At 62.8% G+C, this 20,204-nt stretch carries 19 protein-coding genes; 10 read left to right on the top strand and 9 right to left on the bottom strand.

Annotated features, from left to right (window positions below; all coding sequences use genetic code 11):
* Positions 1 to 12 precede the first annotated feature (12 nt).
* From hypD to trxA, 6 genes are all read right to left on the bottom strand, one after another.
* On the bottom strand, positions 13 to 1,125 hold the full coding sequence (gene hypD / locus DWZ01_RS05740) for a hydrogenase formation protein HypD (protein ID WP_226790499.1): 1,113 nt from the start codon (positions 1,123 to 1,125) through the stop codon (positions 13 to 15).
* A complete protein-coding gene (locus DWZ01_RS05735; protein WP_006235228.1) occupies positions 1,125 to 1,385 on the bottom strand; it encodes a HypC/HybG/HupF family hydrogenase formation chaperone in 261 nt (86 codons plus the stop codon). Before DWZ01_RS05735 ends, hypD begins: the two co-directional genes overlap by 1 nt.
* A gap of 131 nt (positions 1,386 to 1,516) precedes the next feature.
* Positions 1,517 to 3,985 carry a carbamoyltransferase HypF gene (hypF, locus tag DWZ01_RS05730; protein ID WP_117848343.1) on the bottom strand — a complete coding sequence of 823 codons (2,469 nt, stop codon included), beginning with the start codon at positions 3,983 to 3,985 and terminating at the stop codon, positions 1,517 to 1,519.
* A 117-nt stretch (positions 3,986 to 4,102) separates the two neighbouring features.
* Positions 4,103 to 4,612 (bottom strand): nickel-responsive transcriptional regulator NikR, encoded by a 510-nt coding sequence (nikR, locus tag DWZ01_RS05725; RefSeq protein ID WP_199412398.1) that lies wholly within the window; start codon positions 4,610 to 4,612, stop codon positions 4,103 to 4,105.
* Position 4,613: 1 nt separating this feature from the next.
* Positions 4,614 to 4,862 carry a hypothetical protein gene (locus DWZ01_RS05720; RefSeq protein ID WP_006235225.1) on the bottom strand — a complete coding sequence of 83 codons (249 nt, stop codon included), beginning with the start codon at positions 4,860 to 4,862 and terminating at the stop codon, positions 4,614 to 4,616.
* 231 nt (positions 4,863 to 5,093) lie between these two features.
* Positions 5,094 to 5,414 (bottom strand): thioredoxin, encoded by a 321-nt coding sequence (gene trxA, locus DWZ01_RS05715; protein ID WP_117848379.1) that lies wholly within the window; start codon positions 5,412 to 5,414, stop codon positions 5,094 to 5,096.
* A 136-nt stretch (positions 5,415 to 5,550) separates the two neighbouring features.
* Between trxA and DWZ01_RS05710 the strand changes: the two genes are divergently transcribed.
* On the top strand, positions 5,551 to 6,126 hold the full coding sequence (locus DWZ01_RS05710) for a hypothetical protein (RefSeq protein ID WP_117848342.1): 576 nt from the start codon (positions 5,551 to 5,553) through the stop codon (positions 6,124 to 6,126).
* Here DWZ01_RS05710 and DWZ01_RS05705 read toward each other — a convergent pair.
* Complete coding sequence (locus DWZ01_RS05705; RefSeq protein WP_117848341.1) at positions 6,092 to 7,468, bottom strand: sensor histidine kinase; 1,377 nt, start codon at positions 7,466 to 7,468, stop codon at positions 6,092 to 6,094. The genes DWZ01_RS05710 and DWZ01_RS05705 overlap by 35 nt on opposite strands.
* Entirely contained in the window at positions 7,468 to 8,190 is a 723-nt protein-coding gene (locus tag DWZ01_RS05700; RefSeq protein WP_117848340.1) for a LytTR family DNA-binding domain-containing protein, read from the bottom strand. The genes DWZ01_RS05705 and DWZ01_RS05700 overlap by 1 nt, the downstream gene beginning before the upstream one ends.
* A 293-nt stretch (positions 8,191 to 8,483) precedes the next feature.
* Here DWZ01_RS05700 and nadA point away from each other — a divergent pair, with 293 nt between their 5' ends.
* Genes nadA through DWZ01_RS05680 form a run of 4 tightly spaced genes read left to right on the top strand, consistent with a single transcriptional unit; the run spans position 8,484 to position 12,351 of the window.
* Positions 8,484 to 9,509: a quinolinate synthase NadA gene (gene nadA, locus DWZ01_RS05695; RefSeq protein ID WP_089573637.1), complete on the top strand. Its 1,026-nt coding sequence runs from the start codon at positions 8,484 to 8,486 to the stop codon at positions 9,507 to 9,509.
* A 56-nt stretch (positions 9,510 to 9,565) separates the two neighbouring features.
* Entirely contained in the window at positions 9,566 to 10,942 is a 1,377-nt protein-coding gene (locus DWZ01_RS05690) for an L-aspartate oxidase (protein WP_233506178.1), read from the top strand.
* A 3-nt stretch (positions 10,943 to 10,945) separates the two neighbouring features.
* A complete protein-coding gene (gene nadC / locus DWZ01_RS05685) occupies positions 10,946 to 11,806 on the top strand; it encodes a carboxylating nicotinate-nucleotide diphosphorylase (protein ID WP_117848339.1) in 861 nt (286 codons plus the stop codon).
* Positions 11,806 to 12,351, top strand: a complete 546-nt coding sequence (locus DWZ01_RS05680) for a transcription repressor NadR (RefSeq protein WP_117848338.1) — start codon at positions 11,806 to 11,808, stop codon at positions 12,349 to 12,351. The genes nadC and DWZ01_RS05680 overlap by 1 nt, the downstream gene beginning before the upstream one ends.
* 240 nt (positions 12,352 to 12,591) lie before the next feature.
* Here DWZ01_RS05680 and DWZ01_RS05675 read toward each other — a convergent pair whose 3' ends face one another.
* Positions 12,592 to 12,777 (bottom strand): DUF362 domain-containing protein, encoded by a 186-nt coding sequence (locus DWZ01_RS05675; protein WP_006235216.1) that lies wholly within the window; start codon positions 12,775 to 12,777, stop codon positions 12,592 to 12,594.
* 544 nt (positions 12,778 to 13,321) lie between these two features.
* On the opposite strand from DWZ01_RS05675, the gene dnaK reads away from it, so the two are divergent.
* The 5 genes from dnaK (at position 13,322) to DWZ01_RS05650 (ending at position 20,203) form a co-directional block, all read left to right on the top strand.
* Positions 13,322 to 15,214 carry a molecular chaperone DnaK gene (gene dnaK / locus DWZ01_RS05670; RefSeq protein ID WP_117848336.1) on the top strand — a complete coding sequence of 631 codons (1,893 nt, stop codon included), beginning with the start codon at positions 13,322 to 13,324 and terminating at the stop codon, positions 15,212 to 15,214.
* Positions 15,215 to 15,216: 2 nt separating this feature from the next.
* On the top strand, positions 15,217 to 16,059 hold the full coding sequence (locus tag DWZ01_RS05665) for a nucleotide exchange factor GrpE (RefSeq protein ID WP_117848335.1): 843 nt from the start codon (positions 15,217 to 15,219) through the stop codon (positions 16,057 to 16,059).
* 108 nt (positions 16,060 to 16,167) lie between these two features.
* On the top strand, positions 16,168 to 17,127 hold the full coding sequence (locus DWZ01_RS05660) for a DnaJ C-terminal domain-containing protein (protein ID WP_117820970.1): 960 nt from the start codon (positions 16,168 to 16,170) through the stop codon (positions 17,125 to 17,127).
* A gap of 72 nt (positions 17,128 to 17,199) precedes the next feature.
* A complete protein-coding gene (locus DWZ01_RS05655; RefSeq protein WP_117848334.1) occupies positions 17,200 to 17,616 on the top strand; it encodes a heat shock protein transcriptional repressor HspR in 417 nt (138 codons plus the stop codon).
* A 286-nt stretch (positions 17,617 to 17,902) separates the two neighbouring features.
* Positions 17,903 to 20,203 carry a hydratase gene (locus tag DWZ01_RS05650; protein WP_117848333.1) on the top strand — a complete coding sequence of 767 codons (2,301 nt, stop codon included), beginning with the start codon at positions 17,903 to 17,905 and terminating at the stop codon, positions 20,201 to 20,203.
* The last annotated feature ends 1 nt before the right edge of the window (position 20,204 follow it).

Below are 20,204 nucleotides of genomic sequence, written 5' to 3'. Positions count from 1 at the left end.
GGTGTGTCCGGGCTAGTCGCGGTAGCGGTAGTACGCCGCGCAGCTGCCCTCGGAGCTCACCATGCACGGGCCGACGGGGTGCTCGGGCGTGCAGGTGCGGCCAAAGAGCGGGCAGCTGCTCGGCGCAATGGCCCCGCGCAGCACGTCGCCGCAGCGGCACCCGCGCGGCTCGACCGTCGCCTCAACGGGCACGTCAAAGCGAGCACGGGCATCAAAGCGCGAGAACTCGGGGCGGATGGAAAGACCCGAGTTGGCAATCAGCCCCAGCCCGCGCCATGTGGTATCGCACGGCTCAAATACCTGCTCGACCAGCTGGCGCGCCACGGGATTGCCGTCGGCATTGACGCCGCGACGGTAGGCGTTGTCGATTGCGGGCCTGTCCTCGACAACCATCTGGACCAGCATACAGATGCCCTGCAGGATATCGACCGGTTCAAATCCTGTGACCACGCCCGGGGTATTGAACTCGTCGACCAAAAAGCCAAAGGGGGCTAAGCCCGTGATGGTGGCGACGTGTCCCGGCAGGATAAAGCCGTCGATGGCGGTCTCGGGATCGTTGGCGATGGCGCGCAGCGCCGGCGGCGTGGTCTTGTGGGCGCAATAGACCGAGAAGTTCAAAAGCCCGCGCGCTTCGGCCTCCAAGATGGCGGCGGCGATGGTGGGCGTTGTGGTCTCAAAGCCCACGCCCATAAAAATGACCGGGCGATCGGGGTTTTGCTCGGCAATGTCGAGCGCGTCGAGCGGGGAGTAGACGATGCGAATGTCACGCCCTGCCGCTTTTTGCGCAGCGAGCGAGGTGGATGATCCGGGCACGCGCATCATGTCGCCAAAGGTGGTGATGATGGCGCCGTCTATGTTGGCGAGCGCGATTGCGTGGTCGATGTCGCGGTTGGCGGTGACGCAGACGGGGCAGCCCGGGCCGCTCAGCAGCTTGAGCCCGGCCGGCATAATGGAGCGAAAGCCATAGCGCCCGATGCTCACGGTATGCGTGCCGCAGACTTCCATAAGGTTGATGGCGCGGTCGCCGACAAGCTCATGAATGCGCTCGATGAGCTCGCGAGCCAGCTTGGGATTGCGGAATGCCGAGAAGTCGATACCGGAGCGAGCCGGTTGTTCGGGCGCCACTAGTAAGCCTCCGCCGGGTTGGTGGCAAGCTGGTCTTCTTCGACCAGCTCGGACATGGCATTAACAAGCTCGAGCGTTTCCTGTGCTTCCTGCTCGTCGACGATCTGGATGCCAAAGCCGGCGTGTACGAGAATATAGTCGCCAACCTGCGCCGTCGGCACGAGTCGCAGCGACACGGGGCGCTCGATGCCCATCATGTCGACGGTGGCCTTGAGGTCGTCGTCGCGTTTGACTACTTTACCGGGAACGGCAAGGCACATATTGTTCCCCTTTTATACGCTTTGCGCTGGACGGGCGCTCAATAATCCATCAGTTGATGGTAGCGCTCGCGGGCGCTGCGGGCAAACGCGCTACACCTGTGAGACGGCGGCTTGCGGGCTGGCCGAACAGCCTATTGCGGTGCGACCTGTGCGAGGCGAGTGCGTGCGACTGCCGCCTGACCGTAGGCGATGCAGCCGTCGTTAACGGGCACGGTTTGGGGAATCAAGACCGTAAGGCCTGCGTCTTTAAGCTTGCGGGTGAGGAACTGAAGCAAAAGTCGGTTCATGAACACGCCGCCCGAGAGCGCGACGGTATCGATGCCCTCGTGCACGCAGATATCGCTGGCGATGCGCGCCGAGGAGCGCGCGACGGCGACATGGAAGTCGAGTGCGAGCCTGTCGGCGGGCGCTCCGGCTTCAATTCCTCCCAAAAGTGCCTCAAAGAGTGCTTTCTGGTCCAGAACATAGGGGCCGTCTAGCCACGATGGGCCAGATGCGAAATAGCCGGCGTTGTCGTCGGGAAAATGGGCGATTTCGTTGTCGAGCGCGCGCCAGGCGGCGGCCTCAAGCTCGATGGCGGGTTCGCCCTCGTAGGTTGCCTTGTCGCAGATGCCCAGAATTGCTGCTGCGGCATCAAAGAGACGCCCCATGCTGCTGGTACGCGGGCTGTTGATGTCGCGCTCGATCATGGTGGCTGTCACGCTGCGCGTTTGCTCGTCGAGGCTGTCCAAAAGTCGAGCGGCACCTGGGTGCTCGAGCAGGCCGAGCTCACTGAGCAGGGCAAAGGCGTTGCGGCGGGCGTCGCGCACGGAGGCCGCCCCGCCGGGGAGCGCCCAGGTGCGCAAATGCGCGGCGCGCTCAAAGCCGCCAAGGCCGGCGACAAGAAACTCGCCGCCCCAAATGGTCCCATCGGTGCCGGCGCCGGTGCCGTCAAAGGCGATGCCAAGGACGCGCGCGTCGGTTGTAAGCTGGCCCGCGGCGATGGCCTCGGCCATTACGCTCGCGATATGCGCATGATGGTGCTGCACCTCGACGAGCGGCAGATTGCATTTTCGCGCCTGCTCGCGCGCCCACTGGCCCGATAGATAGCTGGGGTGTACATCGCAGGCCAAGGCGGCGGGCGCCAAGTCAAAGAGATCTTCCAAGCGCGTGCGCGCGGCGTTCCAGGCATCGAAGGTCCCGCCGTTTTCAACATCGCCGATATGCTGCGACACAAAACAGGTTGCCTCGCCGTTCGTCCCTTCGCGCGTGAGCGCAATCGTGGCCTTTTGTTGTGGCCCGCAGGCGAGCACGCAGGACGGAGCGCCGTCGAGCGCCGGCAACGGCAGCGGCTGGGGTGCATATCCGCGAGCGCGGCGCACGGGCATAACGGCGCCGCCGACCACGCGCACTACAGAGTCGTCGTAGCGCGAGAGGATCGCGCGGTCGTTACCGAGCAACGCGTCGGCGATGCCGGCGGCAACGAGGTGTTCCCAGGCAAGATCGTCATCGGTCTCGATGGGCTCTTCGCTCAGGTTGCCGCTGGTCATGACGAGCGCGTGCATACCGCGGGCTTCTGCCGCGGCAAGCAGCAGATGCTGAAGCGGGGTGTAGGGGAGCATAACGCCGAGCTCGGGCAGGTCGCGCGCGACGGACGGTGCGAGCGCGAGGGCGTCGGGAGAATCACCGCTCTCGCAAACAGCACGTCGGCGCAGCAGCACAATGGGGCGAATGCTGCCGGCCAGCAAGCCGCGCTCAACGTCGCTGATATGGCACAGGCGTTCAGCGTCGGCAAGGCTGCGCACCATAACGGCAAGTGGCTTGTTGCTGCGGCGTTTACGGCGGCGAAGCTCGGCTACCGCCTGCTCGTTGGAGGCGTCACAGGATAGATGGAATCCGCCCAGGCCCTTGATGGCGACGATGCCACCAACGGCCAGCAGCTCAACGCAGCGGTCGATAATGGCGTCGCTGGTCTCGCGCGTGGTGCCGACGGCCAGCGGCGCGGCGGCTTCGCCCGGCTCATCGCCCACGCTCGCTTCGCGCCACATGATATGCGGCCCGCAATTAAAGCAGGCATCGGGCTGCGCGTGAAAACGCCGGTCGAGTGGGTCGGCATACTCCGCGGCACACTCAGGACACATGGGAAAACGGTCCATCGAGGTAGCCGCTCGGTCATAAGGCAGCGATCGGATGATGGTAAAGCGTGGGCCGCAGTTAGTGCAGTTGATAAAGGGGTAGTGATAGCGTCGGTCGGCGGGATCGAACAGCTCACGCAGGCAATCGTCGCAGGTGGCGATATCGGGCGAGACGAGCGTCGTGTGCGCGGTCTGGTCCTGCGATGCTACGATGCGAAAACCCTGTTCATTGGCGGCATCCCAACCGTTGGCTGCCAGGTCCACAACCTCGACATGCTCTACGCGGGCTGCCGCAGGCGCATGCTCAGAAAGCGCGGCAACAAAAGCATCGAGCGCATCGGCCGGAGCATGCGCCTCGATGTGCACGCCGTCGCCCGCATTGAGCACCCAGCCGCAAATGCCATGCGCCATGGCCTCGCGATACACAAACGGTCGCATGCCAACGCCCTGCACAATGCCCGTCACATGAATATGCACATGCCGCATGCGACACCCCTCATCAAAACCGACCAAAAAGGGACAGGTTTATTTTGGTAGGTAAAACTTCTAAACCTGCCAAAACAAACCTGTCCCTTTTTGGCAGGTGCGCTGCGGGAAATCCCGCTATAGCCCCAGACTTTGCCTGGTGGCGGCGCAGGTGAGCTCGCCGTGCTTAACGCCGCGCAGGCCCAGCAGGCGATCGGCCAGTTCGTAGACGCGCTCGCCGCGACCCTTGAGCGCCAGGATCTCCAGACAGTTGTGGTGATCCAGATGCACGTGCATGGTTGATACGATCTCGTCGGTGTAGTCGTGCTGCACCTCGTCCAGGCGGCGCGTCAGATCGCCGGTATGATGGTCGTAGATCATGGTGAGCGACCCGATAACGTGCTCATCGGGCGTGCGCATTTGCTCTTTGGCGATTGAGGCGCGAATCAAATCGCGCACTGCCTCGGAGCGGTTGGCCACGTCGCCGCGGCGTGCGATCTGCTCGTCAAAGCGGCGCAGTAGGTCATCGGGCGCGGTGACCGAAAAACGGACCAGCTCGGAGCCGCCGCCGCAACGGCAGCTCGCCTCGTCGCCCGTGTCGTTGCAGTGGTCGTGCCCGCAGCCGTGCTCGTGTTCGTGTTCGGACACCCTACACCAGCTTTACGGAGCCGACGGAGTTGTGGTCAGCCTCGATGGCTTCCTCGTAGCCCTCGAGCGCGTCATGCGCCTCGTGCAGTGCGGCCATGGCAGCTTCGAGCTTGGCGCCAATGCGCTCCATGTCAAAATTCTCGGTCGCATGCAGCAGCTGATGGCTCCACTCGTGGGCGAGCTCGATGGTGTCGTCGACCTGCTTGACGCTCATGGCAAGCTGGCTCATGTTCATTCCGACGTCATGCATGGGAAATCTCCTTATGCTCGGGGCAATCCAGTGGTTCAGATTCTACTACGCCCGCGCGGGGCGCTACCGCATAAGAAAACGGGTGCGAGTCTGCGTGACCCGCACCCGTTCACTGGGGGCTGTTTGTATTTACCATACTATCCGTGGTCGCACGCGGTGCACCCAGAAGTCCGGCGAGCGGTGCAAAAGCGCTCATGGACGGCGGCAGGACGCCAAAATGTAACCAGCGTATTACAGGTGCTTTTCCAGCAATGCCTGCAGCCTTGCCTTGGGCAGCGCGCCGACCGAGCGGTCGACCTCCTCACCGTTCTTAAAGACAATCAGCGTGGGGATGCTCATGACGCCAAACTTCATGGCCAGGTCCTGATTGTCATCGACATTGCACTTGGCAACGGCAAGCTTGCCGGCCAGCTCGTCGGCTACCTCGTCCACGATGGGCGAGAGCGATCGGCAGGGCCCGCACCAGGGCGCCCAAAAATCAACCAGTACGGGAAGGTTGTCGCTAACGACGGAATCGAAATTCTCGGGGGTAATCTGCTTAATGTCAGCCATGGTGACCTCCATAATGCGACGCGGCTCGGCCGCGTAAAACTCAGTACGACCGTGCTTATACCCAACGGCCCGCAAAGCAACCACTCACGGGCGGCTCTTTTATATAATGGTGGGCACGCAAACGATTGGAGAGCGCATGCCCACGTCACAAAGCCAGAAAAAAGAAGCCATCGCCCAAGCGGCCGAGCAGGAGCTTGCATCGCTTGCGGCCCGTGGCGTGCGTATCGCGGGCAACGCGTGCTCGCCGATCGTGCTGGTCAAAGGTGATTTGGATGATGCCGAGCGCTCGGGCGGCGAACTTGCCGCCGGCGCGGATGGTGCCGCATTGCGCAAGGCGCTCGGGGCAATCGGTTACGCGCCCGAAGATTTTTGTGTGCTGGCGAGTGTTGCCGGCGCGGGCGACGGAGCTGTGACGGTGGACCACGCCCTGCCGTGCGACCTGTTCCGCGAGGCGCTTGAGGCTCTGGATCCCGAGGCGGTGCTGCTGCTCGATAACAGCGCGGCCGATGTCATGCGCGAAACCTACGCCGATATGCTCGTGGCGATTGATGACTTCGACACCGCCATGCTCAAGCCCGGTCTGGTCGCCCATGTGCAGGGCCGTCGCGTGCTCGCGCTCGATGGCTTTGAGGCGGCGCTGACCGACAAGGCGGCCAAGCAGCGCATGTGGGCCTACATCAAGCAGCTGACCCCGGCGGCCGCTCCGCTGTAGCGGATTGGCGCCGGCGAGCGATTGCCTGGCGGGCAAGACACGCCGCGAGATCGGCGCCGCGCTTCTGCATCACAGCGCGCAGCTCAAACCGATCGCCGTTAATGCGGAACTGGCAGTTGCCGTTCATGCGCTCGACGGCAAGTTTGATGCTCTTGGTGCCAAAGCCGTGGCCCGCATGCTGGGTCACGGGCATGCCGTCGACCATGCGCGGCGCGCGGTCAAACGTGTTGGAAACTAACAGCAACAGCTGGCCGTCCTCCAATCGCAGGTCAAAGTCGATGAATCGCTTTCCTTGGGGTGCGGCGCTTGCGGCGGTGATAGCGTTTTCCAAGGCATTTGAGAGCACGCTAAACAGGTCAGCGTCACCTACGTGGATGGTTTCGGGTACGGAGGCGCGCAAGTTGGCGGTAATGCCGTTTCTATTGATATCCGAGTTAAATGACGAAAGCGCAATGTTTACGGTCTCGTTGGCGCAGAAGCGGCGTACGGCGGTTCGGTCGCCGACTTGGCAGAGCTCATCGATGCGTTTGAGCGCCTCGTCGGTGTGGCCCTCCTCAATTAAAGTGGCCAGGCCGCGTAGGAAGTGGCGCATATCGTGGCGAAGAATCGACAGCTCGCGCCCAGATTGACGCCAGGCCTCGAGCTCTTTGATGGCGGCGCTGTCGCGGGTTTCGAGCATCCAGCGCTCTCGCTCGGCGGTTTCCTTTTCTTCGTATTCGCGCAGGTAAACAGCAAGAAACAGAAGATAGAAGGCACAGAGCGCAAAGGCTAAAAACTCAACCGTCACCACCGAGCCCGAGTGGAACAGCGTGGTGTAGACGTTGGTGGCATAGTCAAAGACGTAATAGACGAGCGGCAGGATTAAAAGGATGCCCAGCTCGGTGGCGCTTTTAATCGCCAAGCGCGGACCGATGTCGCCGGCCCAATGCAACAGGACGGCAAAGACGGCGAGTGTGGTTGCGATGCGTGCCAGATAGTACGCGATCTGCGAATCGGTTGCGGCAAATGCAGCGATGCCCATCCAATTGCTGAACTGGCAGCTCAGATAAGCACTCGTAATGCCGAGCGCGGCAAGCAGCGGACTCAGGCGGTAGCGCGCACACAGGTAGACGATAAGCGGCAAGTGCACGACAAGTGGATAAACCTGTCGTGCAAATAGTTCGCCGCCAACGACGTTGGCGATTGAGAAGGCGGCGCCGGTCACGACGCCGGCCCCCAGCAGCTCAAGCGCGTGGCGTCGGTTGATTTCGACACCGCACAGCGCCGCCGAGGCAAAGACGCCAAAGAGCAGCGTCGTGGCGTGGTGGATTGCCCAAAGGACCATTTCGACCGAGGAGGCCATCAGCGCCTCCTGCCCTCAAAGCGCACCGCAAAGTAGGCGTCTTGGAACCCCTGTTTGCTGCTGCGCGACAGCGGAATGCACGCGCCGGAGCGCATGACGATGTCCGTGCGATCGAAGTGGTCGATGTTGCGCAAGTTGACCTGGTAGCTACGGTGGCATTTAAAGAAGGTGGCATTTTGCGCCAAACGGTCCTCGACGCTGCGGAACGACTCGAGTGCCTCGATATCGCGCCCGTCGCGCAGGTGGAAGACCACGTGCTTGTTGCGCGCCTCGGCATATTCGATGTCGGACAGGCGCAGGGCATGGTAGCCAAAGGACGTTTTGATCACGAGCTCGTCGGTCGCTGCCGGACGCATGCTCGAAAGCTCGTCGAGCAGTTGCGCCAGGCGTTCGTAAGTCACGGGCTTGAGCAGATAGTCGAAGGCGCGGACCTCGTAGGACTCCAGTGCAAACTCGGGCGATGAGGTGAGAAACACCAGGCGCACGGCGGTATCGGTCTGGCGCAATTCGCGCGCGGTATCCATGCCGTTAACGAGCGGCATGATCATGTCGAGCAGGATGATGTCGGCGCGCGACGTGGCATGGCGGGCCAGCAGGTCCTCGCCGCGCGTGACGAGCGCAACATCGACCGCCGTGCCCGTCTCGATTGACCAACGGTCGATCATCCGGTGCAGTCTATCTAGAAAAGCGACGTCATCGTCGCAGGCAATAATCTTGAGCATTCTGAGCCCCCTTAGTAGTTCGATTTTGCCACATTGGGTGCGGACCGCTCGCGGAGGCGTGTCCCGTTTGCGCCCCACGGCGTGCAACTCGCGCCGAGCGGAATTGCGGTGGCGAAAGATGCCTCCTGCGCTATCGAGAGCTCGGCTATCCTCAGCTTGCCAGTTCGAATATGGACTTGCCGCATGATCGAATCTTTATTTCAACTTTACACCTAGGTTTACAGCTGTCTTGTCAGCTGTAAACCTAGGTGTCATACTAAAGCCCCAAGATTCGCCAAAAGAGAGGGGCCTTGATGGCACAGAGCGCGAACATGGATGCGTCGGAGCTTGCACGCGATATCGCGGCCGGCCTAGCATCGGCAACGACGGCAACGGAGCGCGCGGCACTGGTGCCCGCAGAGCTCGTCGAGGCCATTCAGCAACTTAAAACCCAACGCGACGCGGTGATCCTGGCGCACTATTACGTGGCGCCCGAGGTTCAGGCTGTGGCCGATTACGTCGGCGACAGCTTCTACCTGGCAAAGCTTGCCAAGAGCCTGCCGCAGCAGACCATCGTGCTGTGCGGCGTGGAGTTTATGGGCGAGAGCGCCAAGCTGCTCAATCCCACCAAGACCGTGCTGCTGCCCGAGCCGGGCGCGGACTGTCCCATGGCGCACATGGTCAAGCGCGAGACGGTCGATGCGGCGCGCGCCGAGTACGGCGACGACCTGGCCGTGGTCTGCTACGTCAACTCCACGGTCGAGATCAAGAGCTGGAGTGACGTGTGCGTTACCAGCTCAAACGCCGTCAAGATCGTCTCCGAGCTGCCGCAGCAGCACATCTTGTTCATTCCCGACCAGAACCTGGGCCGCTTCGTAGCCGAGCAGGTGCCCCAAAAGCACGTCATCCTCAACAACGGCTACTGCCCGCGCCATCACATCATCACCGTCGAGCAGATCGTTGACGCGACGGAGGCCCACCCCGACGCGCTCGTGCTGGCGCATCCTGAGTGCAAGGCCGACGTCTTGGCCGAGGCCGACTACATCGGCTCCACCGCCGGCATCATCAAGTACGCCGAGGAGTCCGACGCGAGCGAGTTCATTATCGTGACGGTCCGCGGCGTGCTCTACGAGCTCGAGCGCCGCTGCGAGGGCACCGGCAAAAAGTTCTACTTCCCCGCGGTGCAGCCCACCTGCGTCAACATGGATCTCATCACGCTCGAAAAACTCGTGCGCTGCCTGGAGACGGGCGAGGGCGAGGTGCAGATCGGCGTGTCGGACGAGGCCGCCGACCAGGCCAAACTTACGCTCGACCGCATGCTCGAGTACGCGGCGCGCTAAGCCAATGTGACATGAGGGACAGTCCCTTATGTCACATAACAAGGGAGAGGATTCCTGTGGAAACCAAACAATACCCCGACATGGAGTGCGACGTTGTCATTGCCGGTTGCGGCGTGGCGGGCCTGTACGCGGCCCTCAATCTGCCGACGAGCACGCGCGTGATCATGCTCTCCAAGGGCGCTGTCGACGAGTGCGATTCGATGCTCGCGCAGGGCGGCATTTGCGTGCTGCCCGAGGGCTCGGACTACGATGCCTTCTTTGAGGACACCATGCACGCCGGCCACTACGAGAACCGCCGCGAGAGCGTCGACATCATGATCCGCTCGAGCCGCTCGGTCATCAACGACCTGCTGGCGATGGGCGTGGACTTTGAGCGCAAGGCCGACGGCAGCCTCGACTTTACCCGCGAGGGTGCGCACAGCCGCCCGCGCATTGCCTTCCATGCCGACATTACGGGCAAGGAGATCACGACCAAGCTGCTTCAGGCCGTTCGCAAACTGGATAACGTGCAGATTTTGGAGCACGTGGCCATGACCGACATCCTGACGGGCGAGCGTGACGGCGCCACGGTGTGTGCCGGTGTCGTCGCCGTTCCCGTGGACGAGGACAACTCGGTCCGCCCCGCCGACGAGCTGATAAATGCCGCCGAGGGCGCGCATGCCGGCGAGCCGTTTAAGATCCATGCCCGCCACACGCTGTGGGCAACGGGCGGCATCGGCGGCATATACGACCACTCGACCAACTATCCGCAGCTCACGGGCGATGCCTGCTACATCGCTCAGGAGCATGGCATTAAGATGGAGCACCTGGACTACGTGCAGATCCACCCCACGGGACTGTTCTCGCCGCAGCCAGGCCGCACCTTCCTGATCAGCGAGAGCTGCCGCGGCGAGGGCGCGATTTTGCTCAACGCCGCCGGTGAGCGCTTTACCGACGAGCTTCAGCCGCGCGATGTGGTCGCTGCCGCTGTTCGCGAGCAGATGAAGCGGGACGGTACCGAGCACGAGTGGCTGAGCTTTGCCCCCGTCGAGCGCGATGTAGTGACCGGGCACTTTGCCAACATTCGCGCACGCTGCTTGGAGGACGGCCGCGACATCTTGGACGAGCCCATCCCCGTTACGCCTACGCAGCACTACTTTATGGGCGGCGTGTGGGTCGACAAGGACGGCCGCACCTCGATGCCCGAGCTCTACGCAGCCGGTGAGACGGCCTGCAACGGCGTTCACGGCAAGAATCGCCTTGCATCAAATAGTCTGCTCGAGGCGCTGGTCTGGGGTCGTCGCGCCGCGTGGTACATGCGCACCGGAGAGTCGCTGGCCGTGGAGCAGGCGGGCGAGCCCGCGCTCGATGGACGCCATCGCGCCCTGAGTTCCGATACCCTTGCAATCGATGATTTGGCCCGTGCCGCCGGCACGCAGGCCGCAGAGGAGTAGACCATGAATCCCATTACCATGAAGCTCGTCGTCGATGATCTGATTCTGCAGGCTCTACGCGAGGACATTACGTTTGAGGACGTGAGCACGGCGAGCGTGTGCCCCACGGCGCGCCCCGCCACGGTGGAGCTCATCGCCAAGGCCGATGGCATCATCGCGGGCTTGGATGTGTTCGCCCGCACCTTTGAGCTGCTGGATTCGCAGAGCTCGGTGCTGTTTGATGTTGCCGACGGTGACGAGGTGCACGCCGGCGACCACGTGGGCCAGGTGCGCGGCGATGCGCGCGTGCTGCTTTCGGGCGAGCGCGTGGCGCTCAACTACCTGCAGCGCATGAGCGGCATCGCTACCTATACGCACAACATGGCAGCGGCGCTCGAGGGTACCAAGACCGTGCTCGTCGACACACGCAAGACCACGCCGGGCATGCGCGTTTTCGAGAAGGCCGCGGTCGAGATCGGCGGCGGCAGCAACCACCGTTACAACCTGTCGACGGCCGTCATGCTCAAGGACAACCACATCGATGCCGCCGGTGGCGTGACGCGCGCGATCGAGATGGCACGCGCCCACGCATCGTTTACCGCGACGGTCGAGATCGAGTGCGAAAACCTGGACATGGTGCGCGAGGCTGTGGAGGCCGGCGCCGATATCATCATGCTCGACAACATGACCCACGACGACATGGCTGCCGCGATTGAGCTTATCGCCGGCCGCGCCAAGACCGAGTGCTCGGGCAATGTGGACGCCAGCAATATCCGTGCACTCGCCGACCTGGGCGTTGACTTTATTAGCTCGGGGGCGCTGACGCACTCTGCGCCGATTCTCGACCTCTCGCTTAAGCACCTGCGTCTGCTGGACGGTAAATAATGGACGCCCGCGAGCGTCGCCGTGCCATCATGGGCGTGCTCGAGCGAGCCAAGGGCCCCGTCTCCGGCAGCGCACTTGCTCGTGAGGTGGGTGTGAGCCGCCAGATTGTCGTGCAAGACATCGCCCTGCTGCGCGCCGATGGGCACGATATCGTGGCGACCAATCGCGGCTACGTGCTGCAGGAGGCCCCCAGCAGCCCCGCTGTGCCCACGCGCTTGGTCAAGGTTCGCCACGGCGTGGAGCAGGCAGACGATGAGCTTACGAGTATCGTCGACGCCGGAGGCGCCGTGCTCAACGTGATCGTCAATCACCGCGTGTACGGTAAGATCACGGCCGACCTGGACATCCGCAATCGTCGCGATGTTGAGCGCTACCTGCACGATATCGAGAGCGGCAAGAGTTTCCCGCTACTAACGGTGACGAGCGGCTATCACTTCCATCGCATCGCGGCGGAGGACGAGCAAACCCTCGACGAGATCGAGGCGATGCTCAAGGAGAAAGGCTACCTAGCAGACCTGATGCCCTACGAAGACGATCTCTCTTAGCCGACGCTGCAAACGCCCCATTTGGGCAATCTGGCCTTCAATCGTCGGTCGCGTACCAAAGTACGCTTCCCTCCTCTTTCAGGCCACCTTGCCTCAAATGGGGCGTTTTCGCTGGCGCGAGTTCAACCAACGGCGGTGCCAAATTAGCTGCCCACGAATGCAAAAAAGGAGGCCTCCGCGGCGATGCGGGGCCTCCTTTTTGTGCACGGTGTACTTTTGAGTGTGCAAGTGGGGGAGTTGTTACTCCTCGACGATCTCGGTGATCGCGCCGGCGGGGCAAGCGTCCTGGCAAGCGCCACAGGCGACGCAGGAATCCTCGTCAGCGACAGTAGCGACGTCCTGGAGCTCCAGAACGCCAGCGGGGCAGGAGTCGACGCAAACGCCACAAGCGATGCACTCGTCGGCATCAATTACGGGATGAGCCATGGTAGTTTCCTCTCTGTTGACCGACGCTACAGGCGATGTGCGCCGGTTTGATTCGGGCAAAAACATACCACGGGAGCGACCGTTTGCAATACCCTCTGGCCGGCATCTTCATACCGTTCGCCGAGTATGTCAAGGTTTACTAAAAAACGTGCAGGTGGGGCCGTTGAGCTACGCAAATGTTAGCTAAAGGTGACTTGAAATATTGAGCAATTGAGTGGGCTTTTGGAAAGCGTGTCCCGGAATCGACGCTCAAAACGGGTCACGCCTTCCTCGGGGTTGCCCCAAGACCGCCCCAGGTACCCCCAGATCCAAACCTCAGCCATCTCTACATAGATCTCAATAGATTTGCCGAGAACTCAATCAGCGCGTCTACCTGCGCATTTGAGAACCTAAACTCTCGGCAATAAGAAATCTTATATGAATTGACTTAGATTTTGTATATTCCGGCCCATAAGGGGATACACTACATCCTGAAAGACAAGCCGAAGCGCCGCGTGACAGACCGTCGAGGCGGCGCGAACGCAAAAGAGAGAGGGAATTTCTAATGGGCAAGATTCTTGGTATCGACCTTGGTACTACTAACTCCGCTATGGCCGTCCTCGAGGGCGGTTCTCCGACCATCATCGTGAACGCCGAGGGCGACCGCACCACTCCGTCCGTCGTGGGCTTCCGTGCCGACGGCGATCGCGTCGTGGGCAAGGCCGCTAAGAACCAGGCTGTCACCAACCCCAAGAACACCGTGTTCTCCATCAAGCGCTTCATGGGCCGCAAGTACTCCGAGTGCACCTCCGAGCTCAAGACCGTGCCGTATGAGGTCAAGGAGGGCCAGGGTGGCCGTGCCGTCGTCGACATCGAGGGCAAGGATTACACCGCCGAGCAGGTGAGCGCCATGGTGCTCGCAAAGATGAAGGCCGACGCCGAGAAGTACCTGGGCGAGACCGTCACCGACGCCGTCATCACCGTCCCGGCCTACTTCAACGACGCCCAGCGCCAGGCCACCAAGGACGCCGGTAAGATCGCCGGCCTTAACGTCAAGCGTATCGTCAACGAGCCGACCGCTGCTGCTCTGGCCTATGGCCTGGACAAGCAGGGCTCCGACCAGCGCATCCTGGTCTTCGACCTGGGCGGCGGCACCTTCGACGTCTCCATCCTCGACCTCGCCGACGGCGTGTTTGAGGTTCTGTCCACCTCGGGCGACAACCACCTGGGCGGCGACGACTGGGATCAGCGCGTCATCGACTGGATGGCCGATAAGTTCCAGCAGGAGAACGGTGTCGACCTGCGTCAGGACCCCATGGCCCTGCAGCGTCTGAAGGAGGCCGCCGAGAACGCCAAGAAGGAGCTCTCCGCCGCCCAGCAGACCACCATCAACCTGCCGTTCATTACCATGAACCAGTCCGGCCCGCTGCACCTCAACTACACGCTGACCCGCGCCGAGTTCGAGAAGATCACCCGCGACCTGCTCGAGCGCTGCAAGCAGCCTGTCACCAACGCCCTGCGCGACGCCAAGCTTAAGCTCTCCGATCTGACCGAGGTCATCCTCGTCGGCGGCTCCACCCGTATGCCCGCCGTCCAGGAGCTCGTCAAGACCATGACCGGCAAGCAGCCCAACATGTCCGTGAACCCCGACGAGGTCGTTGCCGACGGCGCTGCCGTCCAGGGCGGCGTGCTCACCGGCGACGTCGAGGGCATCCTGCTGCTCGACGTTACCCCGCTGTCGCTGGGCGTTGAGACCATGGGCGGCATCATGACCAAGATGATCGACCGCAACACCACGATCCCGACCTCCAAGACCGAGGTCTACTCCACCGCTGCCGACAACCAGACCAGCGTCGAAATCAACGTGCTCCAGGGCGAGCGCGAGCTTGCCCGCGACAACAAGTCGCTCGGTAAGTTCCAGCTGACCGGTATCCCGGCTGCCCGCCGCGGCGTGCCGCAGATCGAGGTCACCTTCGACATCGACGCCAACGGCATCGTCAAGGTCTCCGCTAAGGACAAGGGCACCGGCAAGGAGCAGCAGATCACCATTTCCGGCTCCACCGCTCTGTCCGACGACGAAGTCGATCGTATGGTCAAGGACGCCGAGGCTCATGCCGAGGAGGACAAGAAGCAGAAGGAAGAGGTCGAGGTCCGCAACCAGACCGACAGCCTGTGCTATTCCACCGAGCAGACCCTCAACGAGCTGGGCGACAAGGTTTCCGCCGATGTGAAGTCCAAGGCCGAGGCCGCTATCGCCGACGCCAAGAAGGCGCTCGAGGGCTCTGACGTCGAGGCCATCAAGGCCGCAGGCGAGTCCCTGCAGTCTGTGGCCTACGAGCTGGCCCAGGTTGTCTACGCCGACGCTCAGCAGCAGACCGACGGTGCCGCCGGTGCCCAGCCTGCCGACGATGACGTTGTCGACGCCGACTACGAGGTTGTGGACGACGAGGACAAGTAATCATGTCCGCCCGTAAAGCTCGCACGGAGGCGGCTGCCGCTGGCGCCGCCCCCGTTGACTCTGAGGAGAAGGACGTGAAGATTCCCGTAGAGGCCGTCGACGATACTGAGGTCAACGAGGCCCCGGCCGCCGAGGCTGCCGAGAACCAGGTAGAGGATTCCAACAAGGAGGCGACGATGACCGAGGACGAGATGGTGGAAGCCGCTATCCGCGCCGGTGAGGAAGCCGCCGACAACGACTTTAAGCTCAAGTTCGAGCAGGCCCAAAAGGAGCTTGCCGACGTGCGCAATGAGCTTGATGCTGCGGCAGAGGCTCAGAAGGCTGCCGAGGACAAGGCGAAGGACGCCACCGAGCGCACCGCCCGTTTGCAGGCCGACTGGGAGAACTTCCGTCGCCGCACCGCCAACGAGCGCATCGCCGAGCGCGACCGCGCGACTGAGAAGCTTGTCACCGCGCTGTTGCCGGTAATCGACGATATCGAGCGCGCGATCGACCATGCCCGCAGCCAAGAGCTTGCCGACGACTTTAAGCAGTTCGTCGATGGCGTCGATGCGGTGCATGCCAAGCTGCTCGATGTGTTTGCGCACGAGGGCGTTGAGCCCATCGACCCCAAGGGCGAGGCGTTCGATCCGCTCGAGCACCAGGCTGTGGGTCGCGTCGAGGACGCATCGCAGTACGACGAGACCGTCAACGACGTGTACCAGAAGGGCTACCGCATGGCAGATCGCATCCTGCGTTCCGCGATGGTGACGGTGACCTACGGTGGCGAGAAGCGCCCCGCACCGGAGCCCGAAGCGGCGCCCGAGGATGCTACGGCCGATACGGCCGAGAGCACCGAGGAGTAATTGAGAAGGGCCCCGGGGCAACACCCGGGGCCCTTTCTGGCCAAGTGCCATATGACAGCATGAGCCGCCGTCCGCAGGGGCGGCGGATGTAACAGGAGAGGAGCTACGATGGCTGCAGGCAAAACCTTCTATGACATCCTGGGCGTATCCAAGAGCGCCTCCGACAAAGAGATTAAGAGCGCGTTTCGCAAGCTCGCGCAAAAATATCACCCCGACGCCGGCGGCGACGAGGCCAAGTTTAAGGAGATCAGCGAGGCCTACGAGACGCTTTCGGACGAGAAGAAGCGCAAAGAGTACGACCAGATGCTCATGTTTGGCGGCATGCCGGGCGCGGGCGGCGCGTATGGCGGCGGCTACGGTGCCGGCGCGGGCGCCAGCGGCTGGGGCGATATCTTCGACAGCATCTTTAGCGGTAACGGCGCCTGGGGCAGCGATTGGGGCTCGGGCTTTGCCGGGGCTGCAGGCAATGCCGGCGCGGGTCGCAGTCGCGCTCGCAAGGGCGGCGACCTGTCGCTGACCGTCGATGTGACGGCCGAGGACGCGTTTCGCGGCGTGACGCACAAGGTCACCTACCGCATTCCCTCGACGGGCGAACAGCAAACCATTACGGTCTCGGTGCCCGCGGGCGCGGTCGACGGCGGCAAGCTGCGCTACAAACGTCGCGGCGAGTATGGCGTTGCCGGTGGCGAGCGCGGCGACCTGGTCGTGACCACACATGTGGAGGAGCACCCGCTGTTTAAGCGCAAAGGCGCCGACGTGACCATGGAGGTACCGGTCTCGGTCTACGAGGCGGCGCTCGGCTGCACGGTGGACGTGCCCACGCCCGGCGGTGCGACGGTTCGTCTGAAAGTGCCTGCGGGCACCCAGACGGGCAAGAAGTTCCGCTTTAAGGAGATGGGTGCGCCCGACGTCAAGCACCGTGGCCGCACAGGCGCGCTGCTCGTCGAGATTAAGGTGCAGGTTCCCACGAACCTGTCCGATGACGAGCGCGATGCCATGACCAAGCTGCGTGAGGCCGACACGCGCGACTATCGCGAGAAGGTCAATCGTTACAAGGCGACGTACTAGGGCGGTCGCGGCGCACGCCCACGCCCGCGGGCTTATGATGGACGATAACGAGACGGAAAGGGGTCAGGTGGCATGGCCGAGGACAATAGGAACAAACCGCTGTACATGATCAGCGTGGCGGCCGAGCTGACCGGCATGCATCCGCAGACTCTGCGCGTCTACGAGTCCAAGGGCCTGGTGAACCCCCAGCGCTCGGGCGGCAACACGCGTCTGTATTCGCGTGCCGATATCGAGCGCCTGGAGCTCATCAACCAGCTGACCGATGAGGGCATCAACCTTGCCGGCGTGGTGCGCATTCTCGATATGAAGGAGCGTGCCGAGGAGCGCGATCGCGAAAACGAGAAGCTTCGCGCCCGCGTTCGCCAGCTCGAGGACGAGCTACACGAGTACAAGATGCAGAAGAAGATCACCGCCCTGGCCCCGCGCGACGGCTCGGTCAACCCCGAGCAAGTCATGCGCAAGCTGCTAGGTACGGGTAGCGACCTATAGCTCCGCCGACGCTGCCGGGCACTCATTGGGGACAGACTTAAATGAGTGCCCGCAGAATGAGAGTGGATAATCTCCCGTTTTTGGCCTGTTTGCAGGCTCAAAGTGGGAGATTATCCACTCTCGTCATTTCGGCGTCTAAGTCTGCCCCCGGCACCCAACTCGTTCTTTGCTTTACTGAGATAAAGTGAACGTACAGATTCGTAACCCGCTGGCAACCGTTCTATGGCACGATATTGAACGAATGTATGCTATGCGCCCAAATCTTTTGGGCAGAGTGGGAGACAGTATGGTCAAGCTGTACGAGGACGGCATCTACCTGCGCGGCGGTAGCGAGGTTGTGCCTGTGGCCGAGGCTGCTGAGCGTGGCATTACGCAGGCGCCCGAGGATGCCAAACGCGGCACCATCGCGTATTCGATCCTCCAGGCACACAATACGTCGGGCGACCCCGAGGCACTCAAGATTCGCTTCGATGCCATGGCGAGCCACGACATCACCTTTGTCGGCATCATCCAGACGGCGCGCGCTTCGGGCATGGAGCAGTTCCCGCTGCCTTACGTGCTCACCAACTGCCATAACTCGCTGTGCGCCGTGGGCGGCACCATCAACGAGGACGACCACGTTTTCGGTCTCTCGGCCGCCAAGAAGTACGGCGGCATCTTCGTTCCGCCGCACATCGCCGTCATCCACTCCTTTATGCGCGAGAACTTCGCCGGTTGCGGCAAGATGATCCTGGGTTCCGACTCGCACACCCGCTATGGTGCCCTGGGTACCATAGCCGTGGGCGAGGGCGGCGGCGAGTTGGCAAAGCAGCTGCTGCGCGACACCTACGATGTCGCCTATCCCGGCGTCGTGGCCATCTACCTCACGGGCGCCCCGCGCCCCGGCGTCGGCCCGCACGACGTGGCGCTCGCCATCATTCGCGCCGTCTTTGCCAAGGGCTACGTCAAGAACAATGTCATGGAGTTTGTGGGCCCGGGCATCGCGAGCATGACGACCGACTACCGCAACGGCGTTGACGTCATGACCACCGAGACCACCTGCCTGTCGAGCATCTGGGCCACCGACGAGGACACGCACGCGTTTTTGACCATGCACGGCCGCGGCGACGACTATCGCGAGCTCAAGCCCGCCGATGTCGCCTACTACGACGGTTGCGTCGAGGTCGACCTGTCGAGCATCAAGCCCATGATCGCACTGCCGTTCCATCCTTCCAACGGCTTTGAGATCGACGAGCTCAACGAGAACCTCGAGGACATCCTGCACGAGGTGGAGCTCGAGGCCGCCAAGATCGGCGAGGGCAAGACGCACTTTAGCCTGCTCGACAAGATCGTCGACGGCAAGCTGCACGTGCAGCAGGGCGTTATCGCCGGCTGCTCGGGCGGCAACTATGACTCCGTGGTCCAGGCTGCCCGCGTGCTCAAGGGCGCCAATACCGGCTGCGGCGAGTTCTCGCTGTCGGTCTATCCCACGAGCCAGCCCGTGGCGCTCGAACTTACACGCCGCGGCTACATCTACGACCTCATGGAGGCCGGCGCAATCGTGCGCACGGCATTCTGCGGCCCGTGCTTCGGCGCCGGCGACACGCCCGCCAACAACGGCCTTTCGATCCGTCACACCACGCGCAACTTCCCCAACCGCGAGGGTTCCAAGCCGGGTAATGGCCAGCTGAGCGCCGTGGCCCTGATGGACGCCCGCTCCATTGCGGCAACGGCTGCCAACGGCGGCGTCCTGACGCCGGCGACCGACCTGCCCGAGGACACTTGGGACGAGGCCTGCGAGTACACCTTTGACGACGCGCCGTACAAGAAGCGCGTGTACTGGGGCTTTGGCAAGGCGGAGCCTGCCGACGAGCTGGTCGAAGGCCCCAACATCAAGCCGTGGCCCGCGATGGAGCCGCTCGGCGACGACATCCTGCTCAAGGTTTGCTCCAAGATCATGGACCCGGTCACCACGACCGACGAGCTCATTCCCTCGGGCGAGACGAGCTCCTTCCGCTCCAACCCGCTGGGCCTGGCTGAGTTTACGCTGAGCCGCCGCGACCCGGCCTACGTGGGTCGCTCCAAGGAGGTCGACGCTGTGGAGAAGCGTCGCGTTGCCGGCGAGTCCGCGGGCGACCTGGCGGCGTTCGATGCCGAGCTTGCCGGTGTGTTTGAGGCGCTGGCCGGCGCGGGTGTCGCGGCCGATGCCAAGGCGACCGAGTTCGGTTCCATGATTTACGCCAAGAAGCCTGGCGACGGCAGCGCCCGCGAGCAGGCCGCGAGCTGCCAGCGCGTAATTGGCGGCCTGGCCAACATCGTCCACGAGTACGCCACCAAGCGCTATCGCTCCAACGTGATGAACTGGGGCATGGTGCCCTTCCAGATGGAGGCCGAGCCCAACTTTGAGGTGGGCGATTACGTCTTTGTGCCGGGTATCCGTGCCGCGCTCGATGGCGACCTGAAGGACATCGCCGCCTACGTGGTGCGCGCCGATGGTGCGGTCGAGCAGATTGAGCTCTATATTGCCGATATGACGGCCGAAGAGCGTGCCATCGTCAAGGCCGGCTGCCTGATCAACTACAACAAGTTCAAGGCCGCTGCCGAGTAAC

Source organism: Collinsella sp. AF28-5AC (assembly GCF_003457875.1).
Classification (GTDB): Bacteria; Actinomycetota; Coriobacteriia; order Coriobacteriales; family Coriobacteriaceae; genus Collinsella.
This window is presented reverse-complemented; position numbering and strand designations above follow the sequence as displayed.